The organism is Pseudoalteromonas sp. TB64, assembly GCF_000498095.1.
Taxonomy (GTDB): Bacteria; Pseudomonadota; Gammaproteobacteria; order Enterobacterales; family Alteromonadaceae; genus Pseudoalteromonas.
In genome coordinates this window covers 1-22624 of the sequence record NZ_AUTQ01000093.1, presented here as the reverse complement: position 1 = coordinate 22624, position 22624 = coordinate 1, and the positions used below count along the sequence as shown (strand labels likewise).

Sequence of the window (22624 nt, the reverse complement as noted above, 5' to 3'; positions counted from 1 at the left end):
AAGCCATTCAGTTTGTAACTGGTCACTGTAAAAAAGACGGTCAAGAACTTGATTGGCAATCACTGGCTAAGCCTAATCAAACGCTTGCTATATATATGGGCGTAATTAAATCGCCACATATACAAACAGAGCTTTTAAAGCATGGTCGAAAAGCCGACACACCTGTTGCTGTTATTGAAAATGGCACACGTAAAAATCAGCGTGTTGTAACAGGGCAACTAGGCGAACTTGCCGACTTAATTGAACGCAATAACATTATATCGCCTGCGCTACTCATTATTGGTGAAGTAGCCGCCCTACACTCGCAACTCGCGTGGTTTGGGCAAAACGAGCAAACAAGTAGCTTTGCACAGCCGCTTACAGATGTATCAAGCACTCAATCTAACTAAATGCATTAATATACTTTAACCTGACCTTTAAATAGTAAACTAATTAGTCAAAGGTCAGGTTAGTTAAACTGCAAAATAACTGTTCCATTGGCTAAAAATGCAAACCTGCATATAAAATAACTAAAAATAATTTAGATAGAAGTAAAACCCGCTAGACCAATCGGTTACTCAACTGATAACGTATCTAAAACAAAACCATACATAGGTTAACCCCATGAACCAAACCGAACTGCTAGAAGAAACCCTAATACTTGCCCGCAAAGCAGGCCAAGCCATAATGGGTATTTACGAAAAAGATTTTAACGTTGAATACAAAGCCGATGAAAGCCCTGTAACCGACGCCGATTTAGCAGCTCATAAAATAATTATTGCTGGGTTGCATCAGCTCACTCCCGACATTCCTGTATTAAGTGAAGAAAGTGCTGATATAAGCTGGGATGTACGCCAAACATGGAAAAGCTACTGGTTAGTCGATCCAATAGACGGTACTAAAGAGTTTATTAAAAAGAATGGCGAATTTACCGTAAATATAGCTTTAATCGAAAACGGTATTCCTATTTTAGCCGTAGTCGATGCTCCCGCTCTTGGCGTATCGTACATAGCCGCAGAGGCTATTGGTGCATTTAAAGATAAAGGCGATGAGCGAATAGAGCTAAAAGTTACTACCAAACCTAACAAAGGGTTAATACGTGTTGTAGGCAGTCGCTCGCATCCATCACCCGATTTAGCCGAGTTTGTAAAACGCTTTGACGATGTTGAAATGGTGTCAAAAGGCAGCTCACTAAAACTGTGTTTAGTCGCCGAAGGTAGCGCCGATATTTACCCGCGCTTAGGTCCAACCTGCGAATGGGATACCGGTGCAGGTCATGCTATTGCCGAAATAGCCGGTGCAAAAGTCACTTTACTTGATGGCAGCCCGCTTATTTATAACACCAAAGATGAATACTTAAACCCGTATTTTGTGGTGAGTGCGATAGAAGAGTAAGAGCCTAGAGCTGCGAGTTTTTAGCTACTAGCAGCTCTATGTCAACCTAAACACGGTAGGTTGGGTTGAGTGAAACGAAACCCAACGAGTATATACTTTTTATAGATATGCTCTTTGAAGTAGCACTTGAAAGCTAAACTATATTCACTACAAAAACGGAACTTTCCTTACAAATCATTCTACTTCCTATCTTTTATCAGCCAAATCTCAATCAACTATGTAATTAATATTCTATTGTTTGTTTTCATTTAAGTTGATAAAGTCCAACTTTTTAAACAAGGATGTAAAATATGAATCATATATCTAAATACTTTTCGATACTTACTACTCTATTAATATTGTCTGGTTGCGCATCAAAACTGCCAACAAAAATCATCAGTGATGTATCAACAGTTAACCTTCCGGCTCTTAATCAAGAGGCTGAAGTTGAAATTGGAGACACGTTACTCGAAAAAAGTATTGCATATACTTACGATGGGCTAGAGTTATTTTCAACTATTTCTGATGGCGGATATGCGAGAGAATATATAATGACTCCACATAAACTGCCTTACATTAAAAAAGACAAAAATGGTGATAAATATTTTGAAGCATCTTCAAATAACTATTACGTAGATGACAAAACCTTCGGTCAAAGAGTCCCACTCTATAATGAATTTTTGATATTAAAAACCGATGGCTCCTTGGATTTAACAGGCTATTTTGACCTTACCAGCGCAGACCCCGTTGCGACGCCAAACCCTAATTTTAGAGTTGGTAAGCTTGTAGATATCTCACAACCAAGCTTTAAACAAGAGTTAATTTATAATGGTAAATCTGGAAGTACATTAAAATTTATGTATCGTGAGTTTTCTAAAGATCTTGCTCGTCCTAGTTTCTCTCAAGAAGTTAACTATGACCTTGCTGAAAGCAATATAGTAGGCTTTAAAGGGGCACGCATTGAAATATTAAATGCCACTAACACTAAGATTGAGTATAAAGTTCTTAAATCTTTTCCAAATTAATAGCCGACATATCCTTCAACGCGGTAATTCTTGAAGTTACCACGTTGACTTAGAGCTTAACAAATTTATAGTCGATAATATCTAGCCCCTCATATTAACTTTTTGGTAACTCAAAGTTAAATTCAGCATAACGATTAAACAATTTTAAGATAGCTTCAGCTTCCTCCCAACCATCACAACATCCAGGACTTAAACAAATTGTGATACATACAGAGGCCGAGGTGCTCAAAACACCAATAGCTTCTGCAATCTTCTTTAAGCTGCGAGTTGGGTTATCATCCTTAAAATTTTGTTTAGCAAAGTAGTCCAGATCAATATTTATAATTACAGAGCCTGAAAAGTTAGCTAATTGATATAAAGAGTTAGTAACTTTATCTGCATTTAGATCCACTGCAACAGATTCATCAGGTAACTTTGCACCGTAACCATGTGTAACACATAGTAACGAGTTAATTTTATCCCTATGAATACTTTCAAAAATATATAAATATGTATCCCATGTAATTACTGGCGTTTCACATAAATGTTCTGGAGATGAACGATTTACCTTATTTATATACTCAGTAACTGAGCTTGATTTTGGATCTGGTAGCCGCATTATATCTATAGCTTCAACCACTCCAGCATCATAGTGGGCATCAATATGAATGAGAGCTATATTCGAGCATTCACTAATATTTTTTTCCCAACACCATGAAGCTGTTCGGTGATTATCCATAAAGAAAACATTTTCCTGTTGGTATAAAAAGTTTACTTTAGTCGCTCCCGAAGCATTGCGCCCTTTAAAAGGGATAATCCACTTTCCTGTTTCCATTTATCTAGCTCGCTAAGGACTCTGTATGCACCAACTGAATAGAGTCAAAAATTAAAATCTGCGCTTTGGAAGTTTTTTGCGTTTCCCATTTGCGAAATATCCTTCAGTGTTAGGTCTTGTTTTTAGTTTAGGACGAAAGCCAAAAAGAATGACCGAATCCAATTTACTAAGTACTTGCCATTAATTAAACGCTTTTTAAAAGCGACAACTCTTAACGATTTTGCTGGGCGATAAAAGCAAGCGAGTGCTTATTGAATAAGTCAGGACGTTCCACATTACAGACGTGACCACAATGGTGAATAGTTTGCAGTACGCTATTTTTATGACGCTTAACCATTTCTTTAACAGGACCAAGGAACATATGATCTTCTTTGCCCATAATGTACAGAATGGGAATATCAATGTCTTTTTCTTTGAAATATTGCATTAAGGGATTTACGTCCATGGCTAATTTAAACCATTTTATAAACTCTTTTTGGCACAAGCGTTTTGCTTCACGAACAAACAAAAGTCGAGATTCTTTATGACGCTTCTTCGGCATCATAATAAAAGCAAATAAGCGATACAGCCACATATAAGGCAAGAAGTGTTTAAAAGTATTACCTAAATAAACCAATGTATTACTGCGAGTATTAAAACGAGTAACCGCTCCACCTAGCACCATGCTAGAAACATAGTGCGGCGCAATTTCAGCAATATTTCGAATAATAATTGTACCTAATGAAATACCAACAAAGTGCGCGCTGGTGATATTGTTATGATCTAACACATCGATAATGTCTTTAGAGACATTATTAAACGAATAATTATTATCAACAAAGTGTTGTACTAAGTTATTCGATTTGCCGTGACCACGAAGATCAAGCAACAACACATTATATTCTTTTTTATACGCTTTAAGCTGACGAAACCAAATTGCCGAACTACCACCTGCTCCATGGACAAATACAACCCATGTTTTACTGGTTTCATGCGTAAAAATAGTATGGAAAAGAATTTCTTTGCTCATTGCAGTTAGCGGCCTATTTACTTCGTTTGGCATATTCAATTGCAGGAAGTATAACGGAGTTTAAGAAAAATCTCTTATGAAGTTCCGATCAATGGCTTCTACTTAACAGCTTTTGGGAGCAGATTTTGATTTTTAAATGAAAACCAATAAAAATGACCTTCCCCTATTTTTACGTGAAAACATCCTTATTTTATGAACATCTACTAATAGCAAAACGTGTTAGTTAATATCAATTATAAGTATTATATTCGGATCAGTTGTTCGTTATGAAAATTGCCTATTTTGGCTTCGCTGCTCGCATGACGCTATCGCGTATTGGGTTTCGCTGCGCTCTACCCAACCTTGTATCTCTTCTTGATGAGTGTTTAGCTAGCACTTGTCACATCGGGAAGACAGTGAGCTCGTACCCAACCAGAGTGTGAAAATGCTGTGACGTAGATTGAGCCCTGACTTCCTAACCTCCATTAAACTGAATGGTATCCTAGCGCCCCAACTAAGGGTGACGCTGCATGTACAAGGGGAGTAGATAGAGATGAAAGCTTTTATTGGCATTGATGTGGGTAAAGAAAAGTTAGATATTTCCTGGCTACGCGATGTAGTCAAAAGTAAAAAGAAAACGAAGATTTTTAAAAATAACCCGAAGGGCTATCAAGAGTTAGTTGCCTGGTTGATAAAGAATACAAATTTAGAAGCACAAGATATTGTTATTACAACAGAGCCCACAGGTGTTTATAGCGAGCCGCTGATGTATTTCCTATATGAGCAAGGATTTATTTTATTACATGTAAATCCTGGTAAAGCAAAACAGTACGCAAGTTCATTAGGGCTTGTCCATAAGACAGACAAGTCAGACGCCACAATGCTTGCTCGTTATGGTCATGACCAACAGCACTCACTTTTAAGTTGGCAGCCTGAGCCTGTTGAAGCGAGAGAGTTAAAAGTAATGACGCGTAGACTTGAAGCACTTGAGCAAGACTTACGTCGCGAAGAAAATCGTTATGAAGCTGTTGGTTTCTCAGGTGCATCTACTCGAGTTACTCAGTCAATTGAAGATATGATAGCTGTACTAAAAACTGAGATAGGCAAGCTAAAAAATGACATTGATGAGCATATTGATAGACACCCACAATTAAAAAAGAACCGCCAATTGCTTCAAAGTATCAAAGGTGTTGGAGAGGTAATATCACGTATGATGGTGTCCTTGATGGCATGTAAACAGTTTAAAAATGCCAAGCAATTAGCTTGTTACTTAGGCTTAATACCTAAGCTTAATGAGTCAGGCAAACGGGCTGGAAAAACAACCTTAAGCAAAGAAGGACCTGGGTATATAAGGGCTAAATTGTATATGGCTGCTGTAGTAGCTGTACAACATAATCCAGATATAAAAGCCCAAAATAAGCGATTAGTGGAGCAAGGTAAAACAAAAATGCAGGCAATTGGTGCTGCAATGAGAAAGCTGACACATATCTGTTTTGGTGTTGTGAAGAATCAAACTGAATATCAGCCCCAAGCTATTTAAAGAAAGCTTGAGGCTGGTTAGAAGAGATGGTATCTACTTACAATTATAATGGGGTATTGCTATTTAAGGGTTTTGCTCACTTTTACACCGCTGTTTCGTATTCATGACACTTACCCTCCAATCGAGTCTAATTAATTAGTCTAAAAATCTCTTCAAAGCATGAAAGATGTCTCTAAAAACTATACTCTTCGGCGCAGTTATTATTATAAATAATGGATGAGCACACACATGACAACATCTCAAGATGCAACGCTTTCAAATGCATCAACAAACACACACACAAACTCAAGTTCAAACACAAAAACTAAATGGAACCTGCACGATACGCAGTGGACATTAAGCCTATTTGGTACCGCCGTTGGTGCGGGCATTTTATTTTTGCCTATTAACATTGGGATTNTTGGCGGCTTTTGGCCGTTAATTATTATGGCGTGTTTAGCGTTCCCAATGACCTTTTTTGCGCACCGTGGATTAGCGCGCTTTGTACTGTCGTCAAAAAATAAAGATGCCGATTTTACCGATGTAGTAGAAGAGCACTTTGGTGTTACTGCGGGTCGGTTAATTTCCTTGTTGTACTTTTTATCTATATTCCCAATTTTGCTTATTTACGGTGTGGGTTTAACTAATACTGTTGATAGCTTTATGGTTAATCAGATGGGGCTTGAATCGCCCTCTCGTGTTCTGNGTACTGGTAGCCGGTATGATTAGCTTAATGATGGGTGGCGAGCGTTTAATGCTGCGTGCCTTTGCTATTTTAGTGTATCCGCTTGTGGGTATATTATTCTTTTTATCGCTTTATTTAATTCCTAGCTGGCAAATGCCAAATGTGAGTGTGCCTGAAATAGGCAGCTTTGGTAAAACACTGTGGTTGTCGATTCCTATTATTGTGTTTTCGTTTAGCCATGCAGCGGCTATTTCAAGTTTTGTAAACGTGCAACGCGGTCATTATGGGGATCAGGCTACACGTAAGTCTGAGGCGATTTTAAAGCGCACTAGCTTGCTACTTATTACGTTTGTACTGTTATTTGTATTCTCTTGTGTGCTGTCGCTTACAGGCGAGCAAATGGCGGCAGCTAAAGCGGCTAACGTATCGGTTTTATCCTACCTTGCTAACATTACTGATAACTCGTTTATTGCCACACTTGGGCCGCTTGTTGCCTTTATTGCGATTACGTCATCGTTTTTGGGTCATTTTTTAGGTGCACGCGAAAGCTTTACAGGATTAGTGACAAAACAAACAAGCTTGAGTGCTAAGGTTGCCGATAAAATTGGCGTGTTTATTATGTTTTTAGCTATTTGGTTTTGCGCTGTTAAAAACCCAAGTATTTTAGATATGATGGATCAATTATCAGGCCCTATTATTGCGATGATTTTATTTATTATGCCAATGATTGCGGTTTATAAAGTGCCTGCACTTAATAAGTATCGTAATCGCTTTAGCACGCTATTTATATTAGCGGTTGGCTTACTCGCAGTGTTTGCACTTTTATACAGTATGCTTAAGTAATATTTTTTAAATAAAAAAATGGCGCTCATTGAGCGCCATTTTTAATTTAATTCGTTGCTATTATTCTGTATCTGGCAAGTTACGACCATAGAATATTTCTTGCATTTCACGAGTCAGTTTAGAGCGAATTTGCTCTTCTTCACCCTCAGACAAATCATCAGTAGAAAGACCGAATAAATACGTGTTTAAGTCGGTTTCTTTTAACATCATTTTTGTGTGAAACAGATTTTCTTGATACACGTTCACGTCCATCATTTGGTACGCTTCTTTTGTATCTTCTGTCATAAAGTTTTGAATCGAGCTAATAGCATGATCAATGTAATGCTTAACACCGTTAATATCGCGGGTAAAACCACGTACACGGTAGTCAATCGTCACTACGTCTGACTCAAGACTATGGATTAAGAAGTTTAACGCTTTAAGAGGCGAAATAATGCCACAAGTAGAAACTTCAATATCAGCACGGAATGTACAAATACCATCATCAGGGTGAGCTTCTGGGTATGTGTGTACACAAATATGACTTTTATCTAGGTGCGCAACTACTGAATCAGGTAACGGACCCGGCGCTTCGTCAGCATCATAATTTTGCTGTTCTTCTACCGGCTCTTCTGAAACCAAAATTGTTACACTAGCACCTTGCGGTTCATAATCTTGGCGCGCTACATTTAAAATGTTAGCACCAATAATATCAACAACTTCACCTAAAATGTCGGTTAGTCTATCTGCACTGTACTGCTCATCGATATATTCAATATATTCTTTACGTTGCTGCTCGGTTTTTGCATAGCAAATATCGTAAATACTAAAGCTTAAACTTTTGGTTAAATTATTAAAGCCATGAAGTTTAAGTTTATCGAAGGGTTTGTTCATAATAAACCAACCTATAAATTAGTGGGTTCTGCACCTGCAGAATGAAAAGTTCGCGGATTTTATACGAATTTTCCTCATGGAAAAAGCGTTATTTTCCTTGATCTTGCACAACTTCGTGGCTATGCGTAATTTCTACTGTTTTATCAAGCATTAATGCGACCGAACAATACTTTTCAGCAGAGAGTGAAACGGCGCGTGCAAGGTGCTTTTCAGATACATTATTGCCTTTAACAACAAAGTGTAAGTTGATTTTAGTAAACACACGGGGAGCGGTTTCGGCGCGCTCTGCACTTAGTTGTACTTGTACATCTGAAAAATCTTGTTTAGCTTTTTTTAAAATGCTTACAACATCAACTGACGAGCAACAACCAACCGACATTAAAACCATTTCCATTGGGCTTGGTGCTGCGCTATCACTGCCGCCATCAAAAACAACATTATGATTAGAATTCGAACGACCAATAAATGTATCGCCTTCAACCCATTTTACATTTGCTTGCATTGTTATATCTCAAAAAAATATTTTCTTGATTGTAAGCAAGTTAGCCGTAGTTGCAAATTAAAATATACTGCACGGCTATATAAAGAGTTAAGAGCCTTGTGTAACCGCATTATCGAATAAGTTTTTAACTAAACCGGCAAACTCATCTATAAATGCATGCTGTTCGACTGTGACAGGCTGTGAGGTGATGCTGCTGAGGACTTCTTCTAAATCGTAAACTATGCCGTCAACTTCACGAACAATAAGGCTACGCTGTTCTATATTGAGGCTTGTATGCTGTTGGCAAATTAGCATTACATTATGTGCAATAACATCTTCGATTAATTCCATAACCGTTGGTGCACCTGGTTTTATTTCGCCTGGTTTCTCAAACAATGCTAAATTTTGAGTTAGATACATGATCAAATCATCGTACCCTTGCCTATCTAAAACCATTATATAAACCACCTAAAGATATTTAATTATGTTGATTTAAGCAGAAAGCTCTGTTGATTACTAGCTTTGCTCGGTAGCAACACTATAAAAGCAGCCGAAGCTGCTTTTATAGTGATTAAGTAGTACTTAATCTATTTTTAAGCCTGGACTTAATGTTGCTGGCATTGCTACTTTTTCAAGCTCTACTGAAGCAACTGGGTATGCACAATAGTCGGCTGCATAATACGCGCTTGCTCTGTGATTGCCCGATGCGCCAATACCACCAAATGGTGCTGCGCTTGATGCGCCAGTAATTGGTCGGTTCCAGTTAACAATACCTGCACGAATACGACGTAAAAAGTGGTCGTAATCTGCTGCACTATCACTTAATAAACCAGCCGATAAACCAAAGGTTGTATCGTTTGCTTTATCAATTGCTTGGTCAAAGTCGTCAAAGCGAAATACTTTTAAAAGTGGTCCAAAATGCTCTTCATCTGGGAAGTCACTAATATTTGTACACTCAATAATACCTGGTGTTACAAAACCAGTATTGGCTGTGTGCTCAAGCTCTACTAATACTTGACCGCCAAGCTCAACAAGTTCGTTTTGCGCTTTAACCATGCCTGAGGCTGCAGCTGATGAGATCATAGAGCCCATAAACGGCTGGTCTGCATCGTCATAGTTACCTACTTTAATCGCTTTAGTTGCTGTGATTAAACGCTCAAGTATCACATCGCCTTTGCTACCTGCTGGTAAAAATAGTTTACGTGCACACGTACAACGTTGACCACTTGAAATAAACGCAGATTGAATAATATCGTGAACAACGGCTTTAGTATCTTCAACGTCAGTAATAATAAGTGGGTTATTACCACCCATTTCTAACGCTAAAATTTTACCTGGCTGACCCGCAAACTGTTCATGTAAAATATGACCAGTACGAGAAGAACCCGTAAAGAACAAGCCATCAATACCTTTGTGAGCAGCAAGGGCTTTACCCGTTTCTACTTCACCTTGTACAAGGTTAATTACACCTGCTGGTAAACCTGCTTTTTCCCACAGTTTAAGCGTAAGCTCAGCCACTTTAGGAGTAAGCTCAGATGGTTTAAATACAACCGTGTTACCTGCTAAAAGCGCTGGCACAATGTGGCCATTAGGTAAGTGACCCGGAAAGTTATACGGACCAAACACAGCTACAACACCATGTGGCTTATGACGGATCATCGCGCGCCCAAGTGGCATTGCGTTTTCTACGTCGCCGGTGCGATCTAAAAATGCTTTTTCAGAAATGGCAATTTTACCAACCATAGCACCCGCTTCTGTGCGAGTTTCCCACAGTGGCTTACCTGTTTCTTGTGCGATAGTAATAGCGAGCTCTTCGCTGTTTTCTTTTAATTGCGCTGCGAATGCTTTAACTATTTCTAAACGCTCAGTAAAGCTTTTATCAGCCCATGCATAAAACGCTTCGCGCGCTGCATTTACTGCGGTATCTACTTGCGCCGCAGTTGCTGATGAGGCCTGCCAAATAACGTCGTTATTTGCAGGGTTTACTGAGTTAAATTCTGTGCCTTGGCCTTGTGACCATTGACCATTTATAAATTGTGCAGGATGAGTCATATACTTTCTCCTAAATTAAATCGTGGTTGCACTAACAATATCGCCAACTTGCAAATGCAATGCATCTGCTATTTCTTGCGATAAAATAAGACTTTTTGCTCGCTCGTCAAATGTCATTGGCGCAACGGTTGCTCTAAAATCTTCAAGCTTTTCGTTGGCTAGTAACACCATGGTGTCGCCAGTCATTTCGCCAATTTCAACGTTAAAGTGATTTGCATTACGAATAGTCGCAATGTTATCTACTTTTGCTTCAACCGTTGGGCCGCCGTCAAAAATATCTACGTAGCCATTAAACGTAAAGCCTTCGCTTTTTAATAATTCGATTGCTGGGCGTGTGTTGTCGTGTACTTTACCTATTACAGCTTGCGCATCTTTACTTAGCAAGTTTACGTAAATTGGGTATTTAGGCATTAATTCAGCAATAAAAACCTTTTGCCCAATACCTGTTAGGTAATCGGCTGTAGGAAAATCCATTGAGAAAAAGTGCTCTTCTAGCCACTGCCAAAAAGGGCTGCTGCCATTTTCGTCAGACACACCGCGCATTTCTGCAATTACTGTTTGCGCAAAACGCTCTTGATGTTGCTTTATAAACATAAAGCGCGCTTTTGAAAGCAGTTTACCGTTACAATTTTTACGATAGCCATCTTTTAAAAACAGTGTGCAAAGCTCTGTAGCGCCTGTGTAGTCGTTGCATAACGTTAAAATATCAACGGCTTTGTATACATTTAATGTACGCGAAGAGTGAATCACTTTACTTAAGTGATAATGATAAAACGCATCATCAAGCCCTACCGCAGCTTCAATTGCAGACGTTCCTACAACTTCACCGGTTTCGCTATCTTCAAGAACAAACAGGTAGCCTTCGTCACCGGGTTGTGACGTTTGCTTAGAAAATGAACTTACAGAATGGTCTAATTTCTTTTGCAATAGTTCTTCGTTTAATGGCAAAGATGTAAAACCATGCCCAGATTCGTGGGCAATTTTCAGTAATGCTGAATAATCATTTTGCTGGATTGGGCGAAGGATCATCATGAGTCCGCTTGCTCCCTTATAAATAACGGTAAATAGGAATTGCAGGGCAAGCAGTGCTTGCCCTTAATTGGTTGGCTTAAGTCGCTTATGCGTTTACTACGCTTGCAACTGCTTTTTCAAAGCGTGCCATACCTTCGCGAATGTCCGCTTCAGGGATTACTAATGATGGAGTAAAACGTACTACGTCTGCACCAGCAACTAATGACATAAGACCTTGCTCAGTACCTGCAACTAAAAACTCTTTTGCACGACCTTTGTATTGCTCGTTAACTACCGCGCCAATTAATAAACCTTGGCCACGGATTTCGCTAAATACGTTGTATTTTTCGTTAACCGCAGTAATTAGCTCGTTAAATAATGCTGCTTTAGCTTTTACGCCAGCAAGTACTTCTGGTGTATTTACTGTATCAAATGCTGCTTCTGCAACAGCACACGCAAGCGGGTTGCCGCCATAAGTAGAACCATGAGTACCTACTTTAAGGTGCTGTGCAATCTCAGTTGTTGTGATCATAGCGCCAATTGGAAAACCGCCGCCAAGTGCTTTAGCTGAAGTTAAAATATCAGGTACTACGTTTAAGCCTTGGTATGCGTATAAATCGCCAGTACGACCAACACCTGTTTGTACTTCATCAAAAATAAGCAGTGCGTTATGTTTAGTACATAAATCACGAACGCCTTGAGCAAACTCGTCAGTTGGTGAAACAATACCGCCTTCACCTTGTAGAGGTTCCATCATTACGGCACATGTTTTGTCGCTGATAAGCGCTTCAAAAGCAGCTAGGTCGTTGTAATCACAATGTACAATGTCGCCCGGCTTAGGACCAAAACCATCTGAATATGCAGCTTGACCGCCAACAGTTACGGTAAAGAATGTACGACCGTGGAAACCTTTGTTGAACGCGATGATTTGTGATTTTTCTGCGCTGTATTTATCAAGTGCAAAACGGCGCGCTAATTTAAGCGCTGCTTCGTTTGCTTCTGCGCCTGAGTTAGCAAAGTAAACTTTTTCAGCAAATGTAGCATCAACCATTTTTTTAGCTAGGCGAAGTGCCGGCTCATTGGTCATTACATTTGATAGATGCCAGATTTTTTCGCCTTGCTCTTTTAATGCGCCTACTAATGCAGGATGGCAATGGCCAAGACAGTTAACTGCAATACCACCAGCAAAGTCGATAAACTCTCGACCTTCTTGATCCCATACGCGAGAGCCTTCGCCTCGAACAGGAATTACGCTTGAAGGTGCGTAGTTAGGAACCATTACGTGATCAAATAATTCGCGATTGACTGTCATTTTATTTCCTCTTAATTGTGAGCAACACAAAACATCAAAATAGGTGTTTGGTTAATATTTGTAACCAACTTTATAGGCAAGATCAGTAACCTGATAATTGCGCAAAATTGCTTTGTGGTTCAATTTTCAGACGCACATTATTTCAGAATTACTGATATCTGTCTCGTTAAAAACTTTCATGTATCCCTTTAAAATAAAGGGCTAAAGATATTATTTCATAGATAGTGAATAACTATTTGCATAGTTAATTATGACCAGTTTTAAGTAACTAACCGCATGGGCACTGAGGCGCATGCGGTTTAAGCATTAAATATGCGATATAACAATAGGATTAGAATGAATGATTAGTCGCTAATTAATTAACAAAAATTTCAATTTTTTAGTCAATTTGAATAGCTAGATTGGTAAAATTGCTTGTTTCGAGGGTTTTTAGTTCCGTTTTAGTGAACTTAAAGTACGAAAACCACGTTGCTAATTCGTCGGGCTCAATAAGCTGATGCTCTTTTAAATTTAAATATTGAGCGTAACAACGCGCCTTTAACATTACCTCAGTTAAAGGCAGTAATGTATCACCCTTATCGACCCCGTTTTCTAACTGTTGCATTACACCTTTAAACGGTAAATATTTAAAAGCCATTTTATCTATTACTTTGGCACTTACTGCTATCGATTTATTGCTAAGCAAGTTGGTTAAAAAAAGCGGATCAGGCTGTAACTCTAATAATGCTGTATGTAGATTTTTTTGATTTTCTTCACGAGCAATTTGTATTTTACGCTTCCATACTTGATCAAACGTTTTTAAATACAAACGCACTAACGCAATTCGACCCACATCTAAAAGCATACCGAGAGTAAACGCATGAATATCGTTTACATTATTTATTTGTGCAATCTTTTGTGCCGCAATCGCATTTGCCATGGCACTGTCTCGTAACCTGCGCTTTAATAATGAAAATGGCTCTGTGCTATGTGGCATCCAATGGCGTACTGCAAAAGTAGGGATTACTAACTGTAAATTATCTAAACCAATATAACGTAGCGCTAACGCGGGGCTGTCCACCTTTACTGAGGTGTTTTTACTACGCTGGTTTCGATAATACGGTAAATTAACTAGCGTTACTAATTCTCGACCAAGCCAACTTAAATCATTAACCAGCGGCTCTAAACGCCCTACAGAAGCTGATTTAACAGCTAAAATATCAATTATAGTAGCAACACTGTCTTCAATTCCGATTGTACTTTTAATAACTGCATCTATGTCGTTAAGCTGTTTATATATTGCAGTTTCTATTACTTTATGAAGCTGCTCGCTCGCTTGAGCACGGTATTTGTGATGAGCTGTACTACTTTGTTGGCGTACATTTTGCGCTGCAATCTCTACCTCTAATAAGGTACGTTGCTTCATTGGTTCGCCGTAATCAATATCTAATGTATTAATAAAGCCAATTTGCTGGTGTGCAAAACTATGACCCAACAATAAATCGTGGGCTCGTTGGTCGAGCATTTTTGCAGTACATTGTTGCGATACGAGTTCGGTCATTACATCCAGTCATTAGTAAGTATAAAATGCACTTAAGTATTATAACTTTAGAAGCGAGTTAAAAAGTTATCAAGCAGTTTTAAACCGTGTTGCGTTAAAATAGCCTCAGGATGAAACTGCACTCCTTCTATTGCGAGCTCTTTATGCAACAATCCCATTATTTCGTCAAACTCACCTTGCTCAGTTTGAGTCCATGCAGTTACCTCAAGTTCTTTAGGTAACGTATGTGCTTTAACAACTAAAGAATGGTAGCGACAAACCGTTAACGGATTAACTAAACCGTTAAACACACCTTTATTAGTATGAATTATTGGTGAAGTTTTACCATGCATTACTTTTTTTGCTCGAACCACATCACCACCCAGTGCCTGCGCAATAGTTTGATGCCCTAAACAGATCCCTAATATGGGATATAACCCTTTTAGTTGCTCAACTACATTTAACGAAATACCGGCTTCGTTAGGTGTGCATGGTCCAGGTGATAAAACTATGTGCTGCGGATTTAACTGTTTAATTTGTGCAATGCTTAGCTCGTCATTACGCTTAACTAATACGTCTTGATCTAATCGCTGAAAATACTGCACTAAGTTATAAGTAAACGAATCGTAGTTATCGATCATTAAAAGCATGTAATAAAGCACTCAAAGTAGTTATTTATCGCGGGTATTTCCGCACAATGCATTCTAACTCAAGCATGTATAAGTGTCAGTGATTTGTAAAAGTATATGAAGGAAATAAAAAGCCAGGTGGTTGATTTATGATTATACGAACCCCAGTATATTATATGAATAAGTAGTAATTCACTTAAACAACTCACTTACTTGTGAGTTCATTTATATCCTATTAAGGAGCGAATATGTTAGGCGAAGAACACTCATTAACTAATGATTTCCCAGATCACTTAAATACCATTGCAGAGCTAAATGAAAGCGACACTGAGTTTGCTAAAAAAGCGGATAAATACGATAAGCTAGATAAAGAAATTAGAGTATTAGAACTCAAGGATGCGCCAATTAGCGATGAGCAAATGCATCAACTAAAATATGACCGTTCAGAATTAAAAGACTGGCTATACCAGCGCTTATTACAAGCAGAATAAAGCTAAAGTAACTTTTATAAATAAGGGCTCACTGCAAACAGTGAGCCCTTACTCGTATTAAATCAAAAATGAGTATTACCTAACCAAAGCTCCGGTTACTTAGTAAAACCACCAACTGGATTCATAAACACCGTATTTGGACCTGCAAGAGCAGCTTTAAAATCGTCATTAAGTTCACTAAATACTGTTATTCTAGTCACGTCGACAACATCTAAAAACAGTGGTCCGTTAGTATCCCACTGCGCTAAATGAGCTTTAGCTGCATCTTCATTTATATAACGCTCGTTTATATGTACGCTTGATTCATCGTCGCTTAGCGTCCATTCATACATTATAGTACCTACTTCATTTTTTGCTGCCGCTATTAATTGCTGCATAACCACTAAAAATTGATCTTTTTTACCGGCTTTAATAGTACCTTCAACAGTCCACGTAATATCAGTATTCATTATAATTCACCTAATTTAAGCTGTGCTAAAACGCTATCTAATGTATCAACGAGTTGTTGGTTTTTAGTCTCGTTTAATGCATCCAAATGTGGCGGTGCAAAACACTCCGCATCGTTATCAAAATATAAACCTGCGGCATTATTAAATTCATCACTGAGCGCAGCTCGGCAAAAAATATCGGCACCTAATTTTAAATCGCCACCATCTAACCCGTACGCATCCTTAACCATTTTACTACCCAGTAGTGACTTTGGATTTACTGATACAACTAACGGACCTGTCTCTTTTAATTTAAGCCCTAAATAACGCGACCACATGGTAATAGCCAGCTTACTTTGTGCATAAGCAGCGTTATCTGAAATCGCTTTATTGCCAATAAGCGCATCAAAGTTAACACTTGATTGCGCAGCAGATGACACGTTAACTACGCGTGCATTTTTATTTAATAGCGGCAAAAGTAATTTAGTTAGTAAATATGGTGCAAATGTATTTACAGCAAAGCGCGCATCTAACCCATCGGGTGTAGTTATGTTTTCAAGCTTGTATACACCAGCGTTATTAATAAGTACGTCGAGTTGTTTATGATCAGCACTTACCTGCCCTGCCAAATAACGTACCTGTGTCATTTCGCTAAAATCACTCACATAAATTTGAGTACTTGCCTGCGGGTATTGCTCGTTTAGCATTGCTTGTACATTATTAAGCTTTTCTTGATTACGACCATGTAGCAATACAGTATGACCTTGGGCTAGTAGCATTTTTGCAGTTTCTAAACCAATGCCGTCTGTTGCACCTGTAATTAAAATAGTTTTTTTCATTTATATGCCCTATCTGTGCAGCGTTAAGGTAGTAAAAAGCCTAACTACAATCTTAAAGTAAATTATGTAGCTATCGTAACACCCTTGCACAACACTGATAATTAGCCGCACAGTTGAATCACTTTATATAATTAATTGATAATGCTAAGAGCCAATGAGCGAATGTTTTTTATTCTTTTATTTGAATTTAGCTCAGATCATTACTATTGTTTTTACACCCCCTTAATAGTAGTATTTATCATATAAATACTCTTTCGAGAAAAAACATGAAGGTTTTAGTCACAGGCGGTATGGGTTACATAGGTAGTCACACATGTATTGCATTACATGAAGCAGGCATTACGCCTGTTATTTACGATAACTTATCTAATGCGAGCCCTCGTGTACTTGATCAACTCGAAAAGATTACAGGCACCCGATTTGAGTTTATTTTGGGTGACATTCAAGACGAACAACAATTTAAACTCGCGCTAAAGCACACTAAAGCCGAAGCTGTATTTCACTTTGCTGCTTTAAAAGCGGTTGGGGAATCAACTGAGCAACCACTTCGTTATTATCAAAATAATGTGTCGGGCACATTAAGTATGTTACAAAGCATGCAAGAAGCAGACGTTAATCACATTATATTTAGCTCATCGGCTACTGTGTATGGCGAGCCCGACTACTTACCTATTGACGAAAAGCACCCTATACGCGCAACTAACCCATATGGTTGGACTAAAGTTATGGTTGAACAAGCCATGCAAGATGTATGTAATGCCAACAGCAAATTTATGGGTATTGCACTGCGTTACTTTAACCCTGTAGGCGCACACCCAAGTGGTTTACTAGGAGAAAGCCCTAATGGCATTCCTAATAACTTAATGCCTTTTATTGCACAAACGGCGGTAGGCAAACGAGATGTAGTTAATATTTTTGGTGACGATTACGACACTGAAGATGGCACCGGCGTGCGCGACTATATTCACGTGTTAGATTTAGCTAAAGGTCATGTAGCAGCATTTATGCAGCATAAAACAGATACCGCCTTTCATGCTTATAACTTAGGTACGGGGCAAGGTTATTCTGTGCTTGATATGATTAAGGCATTTAGCGCATCAACGGGTAAAAACATTCCTTATCAAAGTGCACCACGCCGTGCTGGCGATATTGCATGTAACTATGCCGATGCAACTAAAGCGCAAAATACACTTAACTGGCACGCAAAACTAACACTTAACGACATGACAGACGATACATGGCGCTGGCAAACTAATTACCCTAGTGGGTTGGAGAGTTAATATGGCTTTATTAGAAAGTACTCACAGACGTAAAAATCCGCTAACGGGTCGTTGGGTATTAGTTTCACCACATCGTAATAACCGCCCATGGTTAGGCGCAACAGAAGCAGTTAGCGAAAGCGTATTACCAAAACACGATGAAAACTGTCCGCTTTGCCCAAGTAATACCCGTGCAAATGGCGACAGCAACCCAGATTATAAATACACACACGTATTTAGAAATGACTTTGGCGCATTAACACCTAATACCAGTGAGCAGCCACAAAGCACAGAGTCAGACAACGACTTATTTATTACCGACGAAGCCAGTGGCGAATGCCGTGTAATTTGTTTTTCTCCAGAGCATAATAAAACACTACCAGAGCTTAGCCAAAACGCGCTGCATGAAATAGTAAAAACCTGGAAACAAAATTACACAGAACTTACCGAGCAATATAAATGCGTACAAGTTTTTGAAAACAAAGGTGAGATAATGGGTTGCTCGCAGCCTCACCCTCATGGGCAAGTATGGGCTCACTCGCATTTATCAACCGAAATTGAAGCCGAAGACAACCAGCAGCTTGCCTATTATAAAAAGCACGGTACAGCCATGCTTGCCGATTACGTGCAAAAAGAGCAAGCAGATAAAACTCGCGTTGTATTCGAAAACGAACATTGGCTTGTTGTTGTTCCATTTTGGGCTGCATGGCCGTTTGAAACAATGCTTGTAACTAAAGATAATATTCAAAACTTTAGCCAGCTAAATGATGCACAAACTGATTCATTAGCCCACGCATTAAAAGTATTAACAACTAAGTACGACAACGTATTTAATTGCAGCTTCCCATACTCAATGGGATGGCATAATGCTCCGGCTAATAGAGGCTCTGATGAGCAACATTGGTGTTTGCATGCACACTTTTACCCGCCGCTACTTCGCTCAGCAACCGTTAAAAAGCACATGGTAGGCTACGAAATGCTAGGCGAAAGCCAGCGCGATTTAAGCGCAGAAACTGCTGCCTCTATTTTACAAGCAGCGAGTACCACACATTATAAAGATACAGCAGGACACACAGATGAAGCTTAACGAATTCCAACAACAATTTTTGTCACTGTACGGTGCGCCTGCGCAAGGTATTGCTGCCGCTCCTGGTCGTGTAAACCTAATTGGTGAATTTACCGATTACAACGACGGCTTTGTTTTACCGTGTTCGTTGGAGTTTCGCACCCAAGTTATGTTTAAACAGCGCGACGACAACACAATTACAGTGCGCTCTTTAAATTACCCTGGTGAGCAAGACAGCTTCAGTATTGATGAGGCTATCAGCGAAGGTCAATCGCAATGGGGTAACTATATTCGTGCTGTGGCTTTTGTGCTTAAACGAGCAAGCCATACATTACGTGGTGCTGACCTACTTATTGATAGTAACTTACCGCAAGGCAGTGGCTTATCGTCATCTGCCGCATTAGAAGTTGCTGTTGGCGGCATGTTTAACCATATTGCACAATTAGGTTTAAAAGAAGAGCAAATAGCCCTGCTTGGTCAAGAAGCCGAAAATGACTTTATGCATTGCCAGTGTGGCATTATGGATCAGCTTATTTCAGCTAAAGGCGAGAATGGGCATGCACTTTTAATCGACTGTGAAAACCTAGCAACCAAATCGATTAAAGTACCTGATGATTTAAACATTGTTATTGTTAACTCAAATTACCCGCGTAAATTGGTTGATAGCGAATATAACCAACGCCGTATTGACTGCGAACAAGCCGCAGAAAAAATGGGTGTTAAAACACTTCGCCAAGCAACAATGCAAAAGCTGCAAGCTGCTAAAGTAACATTAAGCGAAAACGAATATAAACGTGCGCATCATGTTATTAGCGAAAACGATCGTGTAATAGCAGCAACAACTGCACTACAAAATAACGATATGGATGCGCTTCGCGAATTAATGGCTGCATCGCATCAATCGCTTAAACACGATTTTGAAGTAACCGTACCAGCAACCGATGGTCTAGTAGAAATTTGCAAAGAAGCTATGGGTGAGCGCGGAGCAGTACGTATGACTGGTGGTGGTTTTGGTGGCGCAATAGTATGTTTATGTCGCGATACTGAAGTGCCACTTATTAAAGCTGCAGTTAAACAGCACTACCACGCACGCTTTAACTTAAATGCTGATATTTACGTATGTTCAGCGGGCTCAGGGTTACAAATTACTTCTTTTTAAAACTAAAATAAAAAGGCAATAAATATGGCAAAGGTTAATTGGGGAATTATTGGATGTGGCAATATTGCCCACACCTTTGCTAAAAGCATTGCGCATTGCAGTGATGCACAACTTATTGGCGTGGCATCAACTAATAGCGATCGCGCTACTTCATTTGCAGCTCAATACGATGCTACCGGCTATGAGAGCTACCAAGCTCTTGCGCAATGCCCAAACATTGACGCTATATATATTGCTAACACCCACGACCAACACTTTAATGCTATTGCACTGTGCTTAACACACAATAAGCACGTGCTGAGCGAAAAACCAATTACCGTTAACGCCAAGCAATTACAAAACCTCAGTGAACTTGCAAAGCAACAAAACTGCTTTTTAATGGAAGGCGTGTGGATGCGCTTTTTACCGGCAATAATAAAGCTACAACAGCTATTAAGCGAAGGCATAATAGGTAAAGTACACAGCGTTAATGCTAACTTTAGTTTACCTGGTAGCTTTGTTGATACGCACCGCTTAATGAATCCTGCAACGGCTGGTGGCGCCCTACTCGATTTAGGTATTTACCCTATTTCGATTGCTGACGTGGTGTTTAACAAAGCCCCTGAGCAAATTAAATCATTAGTACATAAAAGCGTAACCGGTGTTGATGAGCGAAGTGTTGCTATTATTGATTACGGTAACGGACAATTTGCCCAGCTATCAAGTGCACTACAGCAAAGCGGCCCAACCGATGCATTAATTTATGGTGAGCATGGTTTTATTCGTTTACCTGAATTTGTAAGTGCTAAGCGTATAGAGCTATACATTAACAGCCAAGCTGCACAACAGTTTGATTTTGACTTTAACGATGATGAAAACTTTAAGTTTGAAATTGCGCATGTCACACAATGCATACTACAAAAACAAACTCAAAGTAGCGTACTTGGGCTTTCTACAAGTTTGCGCGTGATGAACATAATGGACTCTTTAAGAGCCCAATGGCAGCTGCAATACAGCCGTAACGTAGAATCAGCAGAGCTCAAAATTAAAAAATAAAAATACACAACAAGGATACACAATGACAACTACACACAAATTAAAAGGGCTTTCAAAAGCCATATTGTTAGCTACGTGCAGTCTATCTGCGAGTGTAGCTGTTGCTGCATCTAATGAGCCTGAGCAACTATATCCGCCAATCACTAGCGAAGTATTGCCAGAGCTTGCAGCTAAAGGAAGTTACAAAGTAGGCGTGCAGACACTTGATTTAGTTAACCCTGCGCAATTTGATCCTGCTACACAAACTCAAAAAGACCGCCCTTTAAAAATAGAAGTGTGGTATCCGGCTGCAAATACAGCCAATACTGAGCTTACAAGCTACAGCGATATAACTCGTACCGGTAAAAAGTTTACCCTGCAAGCCGACGCCATGCGCGATGTCGCAATTAATAATAAAGAGCACTACCCTGTTATAGTGCTTTCCCACGGTTATACCGGTTACCGCACAATTATGTACTACTTAGGCGAGCACTTAGCGTCTCACGGCTACATTGTTGCAGCGATTGATCATACTGATTCAACTAACGCTGATGTTGATTTTAAAAGCGCGCCGTTCTCAGGCTTTTTCAGCACCCTTATAAATCGCTCACGCGATCAGCAGTTTGTTATTAATTACTTTAACGAACAAAACAACTTTGCAAGTAAGCAAGTAGATAACAAAAGCGCTGGTGTAATTGGCTATTCAATGGGTGGCTATGGTGCAGTAAATACCATTGGTGGATGTTATGCATTTAATGAGCAAACAACGGCAATGTTTACTGGTATGAAAGACCCTGCTCAAATTCAAAAAGTACAACAATTACTAAACAGCTGCGCTGGTGGGCAATATCAAAATCCAAAAGTAGACCCACGTATAAAAGCAATGGTTGCCTTTGCACCATGGGGCGGACAGCACGCTATATTTGATGCCAAAGCTATGCAGAATATTAAAGTGCCTTCACTTTATGTAGCTGGTAGCTTAGATGACATTTCGGGTTATGAGGGCATTAAAAACCTATATAACCAAACAGGTAGCCAAGATAAGTATATGCTTACTTACAAAAATGCCCGCCACAATATTGCACCTCACCCTGCTCCCGCTATTGCAAAAAGCAGTAGTGAATTAGATATAGGTCATTACTACGAGCCATCGTGGTCTATGCGTGCAATTAACGAAACCAACAAGCACTTTGTACTTGCAATGATGGACTGCCATGTAAAAGGTATAACCAGCCAATGTGAATATTTAGACTTGCCACAAAAC

General features: G+C 39.3%; 22 protein-coding genes and 1 pseudogene. 11 read left to right on the top strand and 12 right to left on the bottom strand.

Annotated features, from left to right (window positions below):
* The 3 genes from L647_RS0106460 to L647_RS1000000124940 form a co-directional block, all read left to right on the top strand.
* Nucleotides 1–389: SAM-dependent methyltransferase (locus tag L647_RS0106460; RefSeq protein WP_024610439.1), on the top strand; the 389-nt coding region annotated here is incomplete at its 5' end.
* 214 nt (nucleotides 390–603) lie between these two features.
* Entirely contained in the window at nucleotides 604–1374 is a 771-nt protein-coding gene (cysQ, locus tag L647_RS0106455; RefSeq protein ID WP_024610438.1) for a 3'(2'),5'-bisphosphate nucleotidase CysQ, read from the top strand.
* Between the two features lie 290 nt (nucleotides 1375–1664).
* Nucleotides 1665–2378 (top strand): hypothetical protein, encoded by a 714-nt coding sequence (locus L647_RS1000000124940; RefSeq protein WP_024610437.1) that lies wholly within the window; start codon nucleotides 1665–1667, stop codon nucleotides 2376–2378.
* A 94-nt stretch (nucleotides 2379–2472) separates the two neighbouring features.
* Here the strand turns inward: L647_RS1000000124940 and L647_RS0106445 are convergent, their stop codons facing one another.
* Complete coding sequence (locus tag L647_RS0106445) at nucleotides 2473–3192, bottom strand: UPF0489 family protein (protein ID WP_024610436.1); 720 nt, start codon at nucleotides 3190–3192, stop codon at nucleotides 2473–2475.
* Between the two features lie 211 nt (nucleotides 3193–3403).
* Entirely contained in the window at nucleotides 3404–4201 is a 798-nt protein-coding gene (locus L647_RS0106440; RefSeq protein ID WP_024610435.1) for an alpha/beta hydrolase, read from the bottom strand.
* A 532-nt stretch (nucleotides 4202–4733) separates the two neighbouring features.
* Between L647_RS0106440 and L647_RS0106435 the strand changes: the two genes are divergently transcribed.
* Both L647_RS0106435 and L647_RS01000000123760 read left to right on the top strand, forming a co-directional pair.
* A complete protein-coding gene (locus tag L647_RS0106435; RefSeq protein ID WP_024610434.1) occupies nucleotides 4734–5720 on the top strand; it encodes an IS110 family transposase in 987 nt (328 codons plus the stop codon).
* A 228-nt stretch (nucleotides 5721–5948) separates the two neighbouring features.
* Nucleotides 5949–7227: pseudogene (locus L647_RS01000000123760) on the top strand (aromatic amino acid transport family protein).
* Between the two features lie 60 nt (nucleotides 7228–7287).
* On the opposite strand, the gene speD reads toward L647_RS01000000123760, so the two are convergent.
* The 8 genes from speD to L647_RS0106390 all read right to left on the bottom strand — a co-directional run bounded on the left by speD (nucleotide 7288) and on the right by L647_RS0106390 (nucleotide 15125).
* Nucleotides 7288–8100, bottom strand: coding sequence for an adenosylmethionine decarboxylase (gene speD / locus L647_RS0106425; protein ID WP_002958864.1), 813 nt, complete (start codon nucleotides 8098–8100; stop codon nucleotides 7288–7290).
* An 88-nt stretch (nucleotides 8101–8188) separates the two neighbouring features.
* Complete coding sequence (locus tag L647_RS0106420; RefSeq protein WP_024610433.1) at nucleotides 8189–8602, bottom strand: OsmC family protein; 414 nt, start codon at nucleotides 8600–8602, stop codon at nucleotides 8189–8191.
* 87 nt (nucleotides 8603–8689) lie between these two features.
* Nucleotides 8690–9037: a DUF3802 family protein gene (locus L647_RS0106415; protein WP_024610432.1), complete on the bottom strand. Its 348-nt coding sequence runs from the start codon at nucleotides 9035–9037 to the stop codon at nucleotides 8690–8692.
* Nucleotides 9038–9163: 126 nt separating this feature from the next.
* Nucleotides 9164–10633, bottom strand: coding sequence for a succinylglutamate-semialdehyde dehydrogenase (gene astD, locus L647_RS0106410; RefSeq protein WP_024610431.1), 1470 nt, complete (start codon nucleotides 10631–10633; stop codon nucleotides 9164–9166).
* Between the two features lie 15 nt (nucleotides 10634–10648).
* Entirely contained in the window at nucleotides 10649–11665 is a 1017-nt protein-coding gene (gene astA / locus L647_RS0106405; RefSeq protein ID WP_024610430.1) for an arginine N-succinyltransferase, read from the bottom strand.
* An 85-nt stretch (nucleotides 11666–11750) separates the two neighbouring features.
* Complete coding sequence (locus L647_RS0106400; protein ID WP_024610429.1) at nucleotides 11751–12956, bottom strand: aspartate aminotransferase family protein; 1206 nt, start codon at nucleotides 12954–12956, stop codon at nucleotides 11751–11753.
* A gap of 379 nt (nucleotides 12957–13335) precedes the next feature.
* Nucleotides 13336–14496 (bottom strand): HDOD domain-containing protein, encoded by a 1161-nt coding sequence (locus tag L647_RS0106395; protein ID WP_024610428.1) that lies wholly within the window; start codon nucleotides 14494–14496, stop codon nucleotides 13336–13338.
* Nucleotides 14497–14543: 47 nt separating this feature from the next.
* The gene (locus tag L647_RS0106390) at nucleotides 14544–15125 is read right to left on the bottom strand and encodes an aminodeoxychorismate/anthranilate synthase component II (protein WP_024610427.1); all 582 of its coding nucleotides are present in this window, start codon (nucleotides 15123–15125) and stop codon (nucleotides 14544–14546) included.
* A 227-nt stretch (nucleotides 15126–15352) separates the two neighbouring features.
* Here L647_RS0106390 and L647_RS0106385 point away from each other — a divergent pair, with 227 nt between their 5' ends.
* A complete protein-coding gene (locus L647_RS0106385) occupies nucleotides 15353–15595 on the top strand; it encodes a YdcH family protein (protein ID WP_024610426.1) in 243 nt (80 codons plus the stop codon).
* Between the two features lie 95 nt (nucleotides 15596–15690).
* Here the strand turns inward: L647_RS0106385 and L647_RS0106380 are convergent, their stop codons facing one another.
* Together L647_RS0106380 and L647_RS0106375 are read right to left on the bottom strand one after the other, a co-directional pair.
* On the bottom strand, nucleotides 15691–16044 hold the full coding sequence (locus tag L647_RS0106380) for an antibiotic biosynthesis monooxygenase (protein WP_024610425.1): 354 nt from the start codon (nucleotides 16042–16044) through the stop codon (nucleotides 15691–15693).
* The gene (locus L647_RS0106375; RefSeq protein ID WP_024610424.1) at nucleotides 16044–16862 is read right to left on the bottom strand and encodes an SDR family NAD(P)-dependent oxidoreductase; all 819 of its coding nucleotides are present in this window, start codon (nucleotides 16860–16862) and stop codon (nucleotides 16044–16046) included. The genes L647_RS0106380 and L647_RS0106375 overlap by 1 nt, the downstream gene beginning before the upstream one ends.
* A 266-nt stretch (nucleotides 16863–17128) precedes the next feature.
* On the opposite strand from L647_RS0106375, the gene galE reads away from it, so the two are divergent.
* From galE to L647_RS0106350, 5 genes are all read left to right on the top strand, one after another.
* Nucleotides 17129–18142 (top strand): UDP-glucose 4-epimerase GalE, encoded by a 1014-nt coding sequence (gene galE, locus L647_RS0106370; RefSeq protein WP_024610423.1) that lies wholly within the window; start codon nucleotides 17129–17131, stop codon nucleotides 18140–18142.
* A gap of 1 nt (nucleotide 18143) precedes the next feature.
* On the top strand, nucleotides 18144–19208 hold the full coding sequence (locus tag L647_RS0106365; protein ID WP_024610422.1) for a UDP-glucose--hexose-1-phosphate uridylyltransferase: 1065 nt from the start codon (nucleotides 18144–18146) through the stop codon (nucleotides 19206–19208).
* A complete protein-coding gene (galK, locus tag L647_RS0106360) occupies nucleotides 19198–20346 on the top strand; it encodes a galactokinase (RefSeq protein ID WP_024610421.1) in 1149 nt (382 codons plus the stop codon). Before L647_RS0106365 ends, galK begins: the two co-directional genes overlap by 11 nt.
* Before the next feature lie 24 nt (nucleotides 20347–20370).
* Entirely contained in the window at nucleotides 20371–21381 is a 1011-nt protein-coding gene (locus tag L647_RS0106355; protein WP_024610420.1) for a Gfo/Idh/MocA family oxidoreductase, read from the top strand.
* Nucleotides 21382–21403: 22 nt separating this feature from the next.
* On the top strand, nucleotides 21404–22624 hold a 1221-nt coding region (locus L647_RS0106350; RefSeq protein ID WP_024610419.1), incomplete at its 3' end, for a dienelactone hydrolase family protein.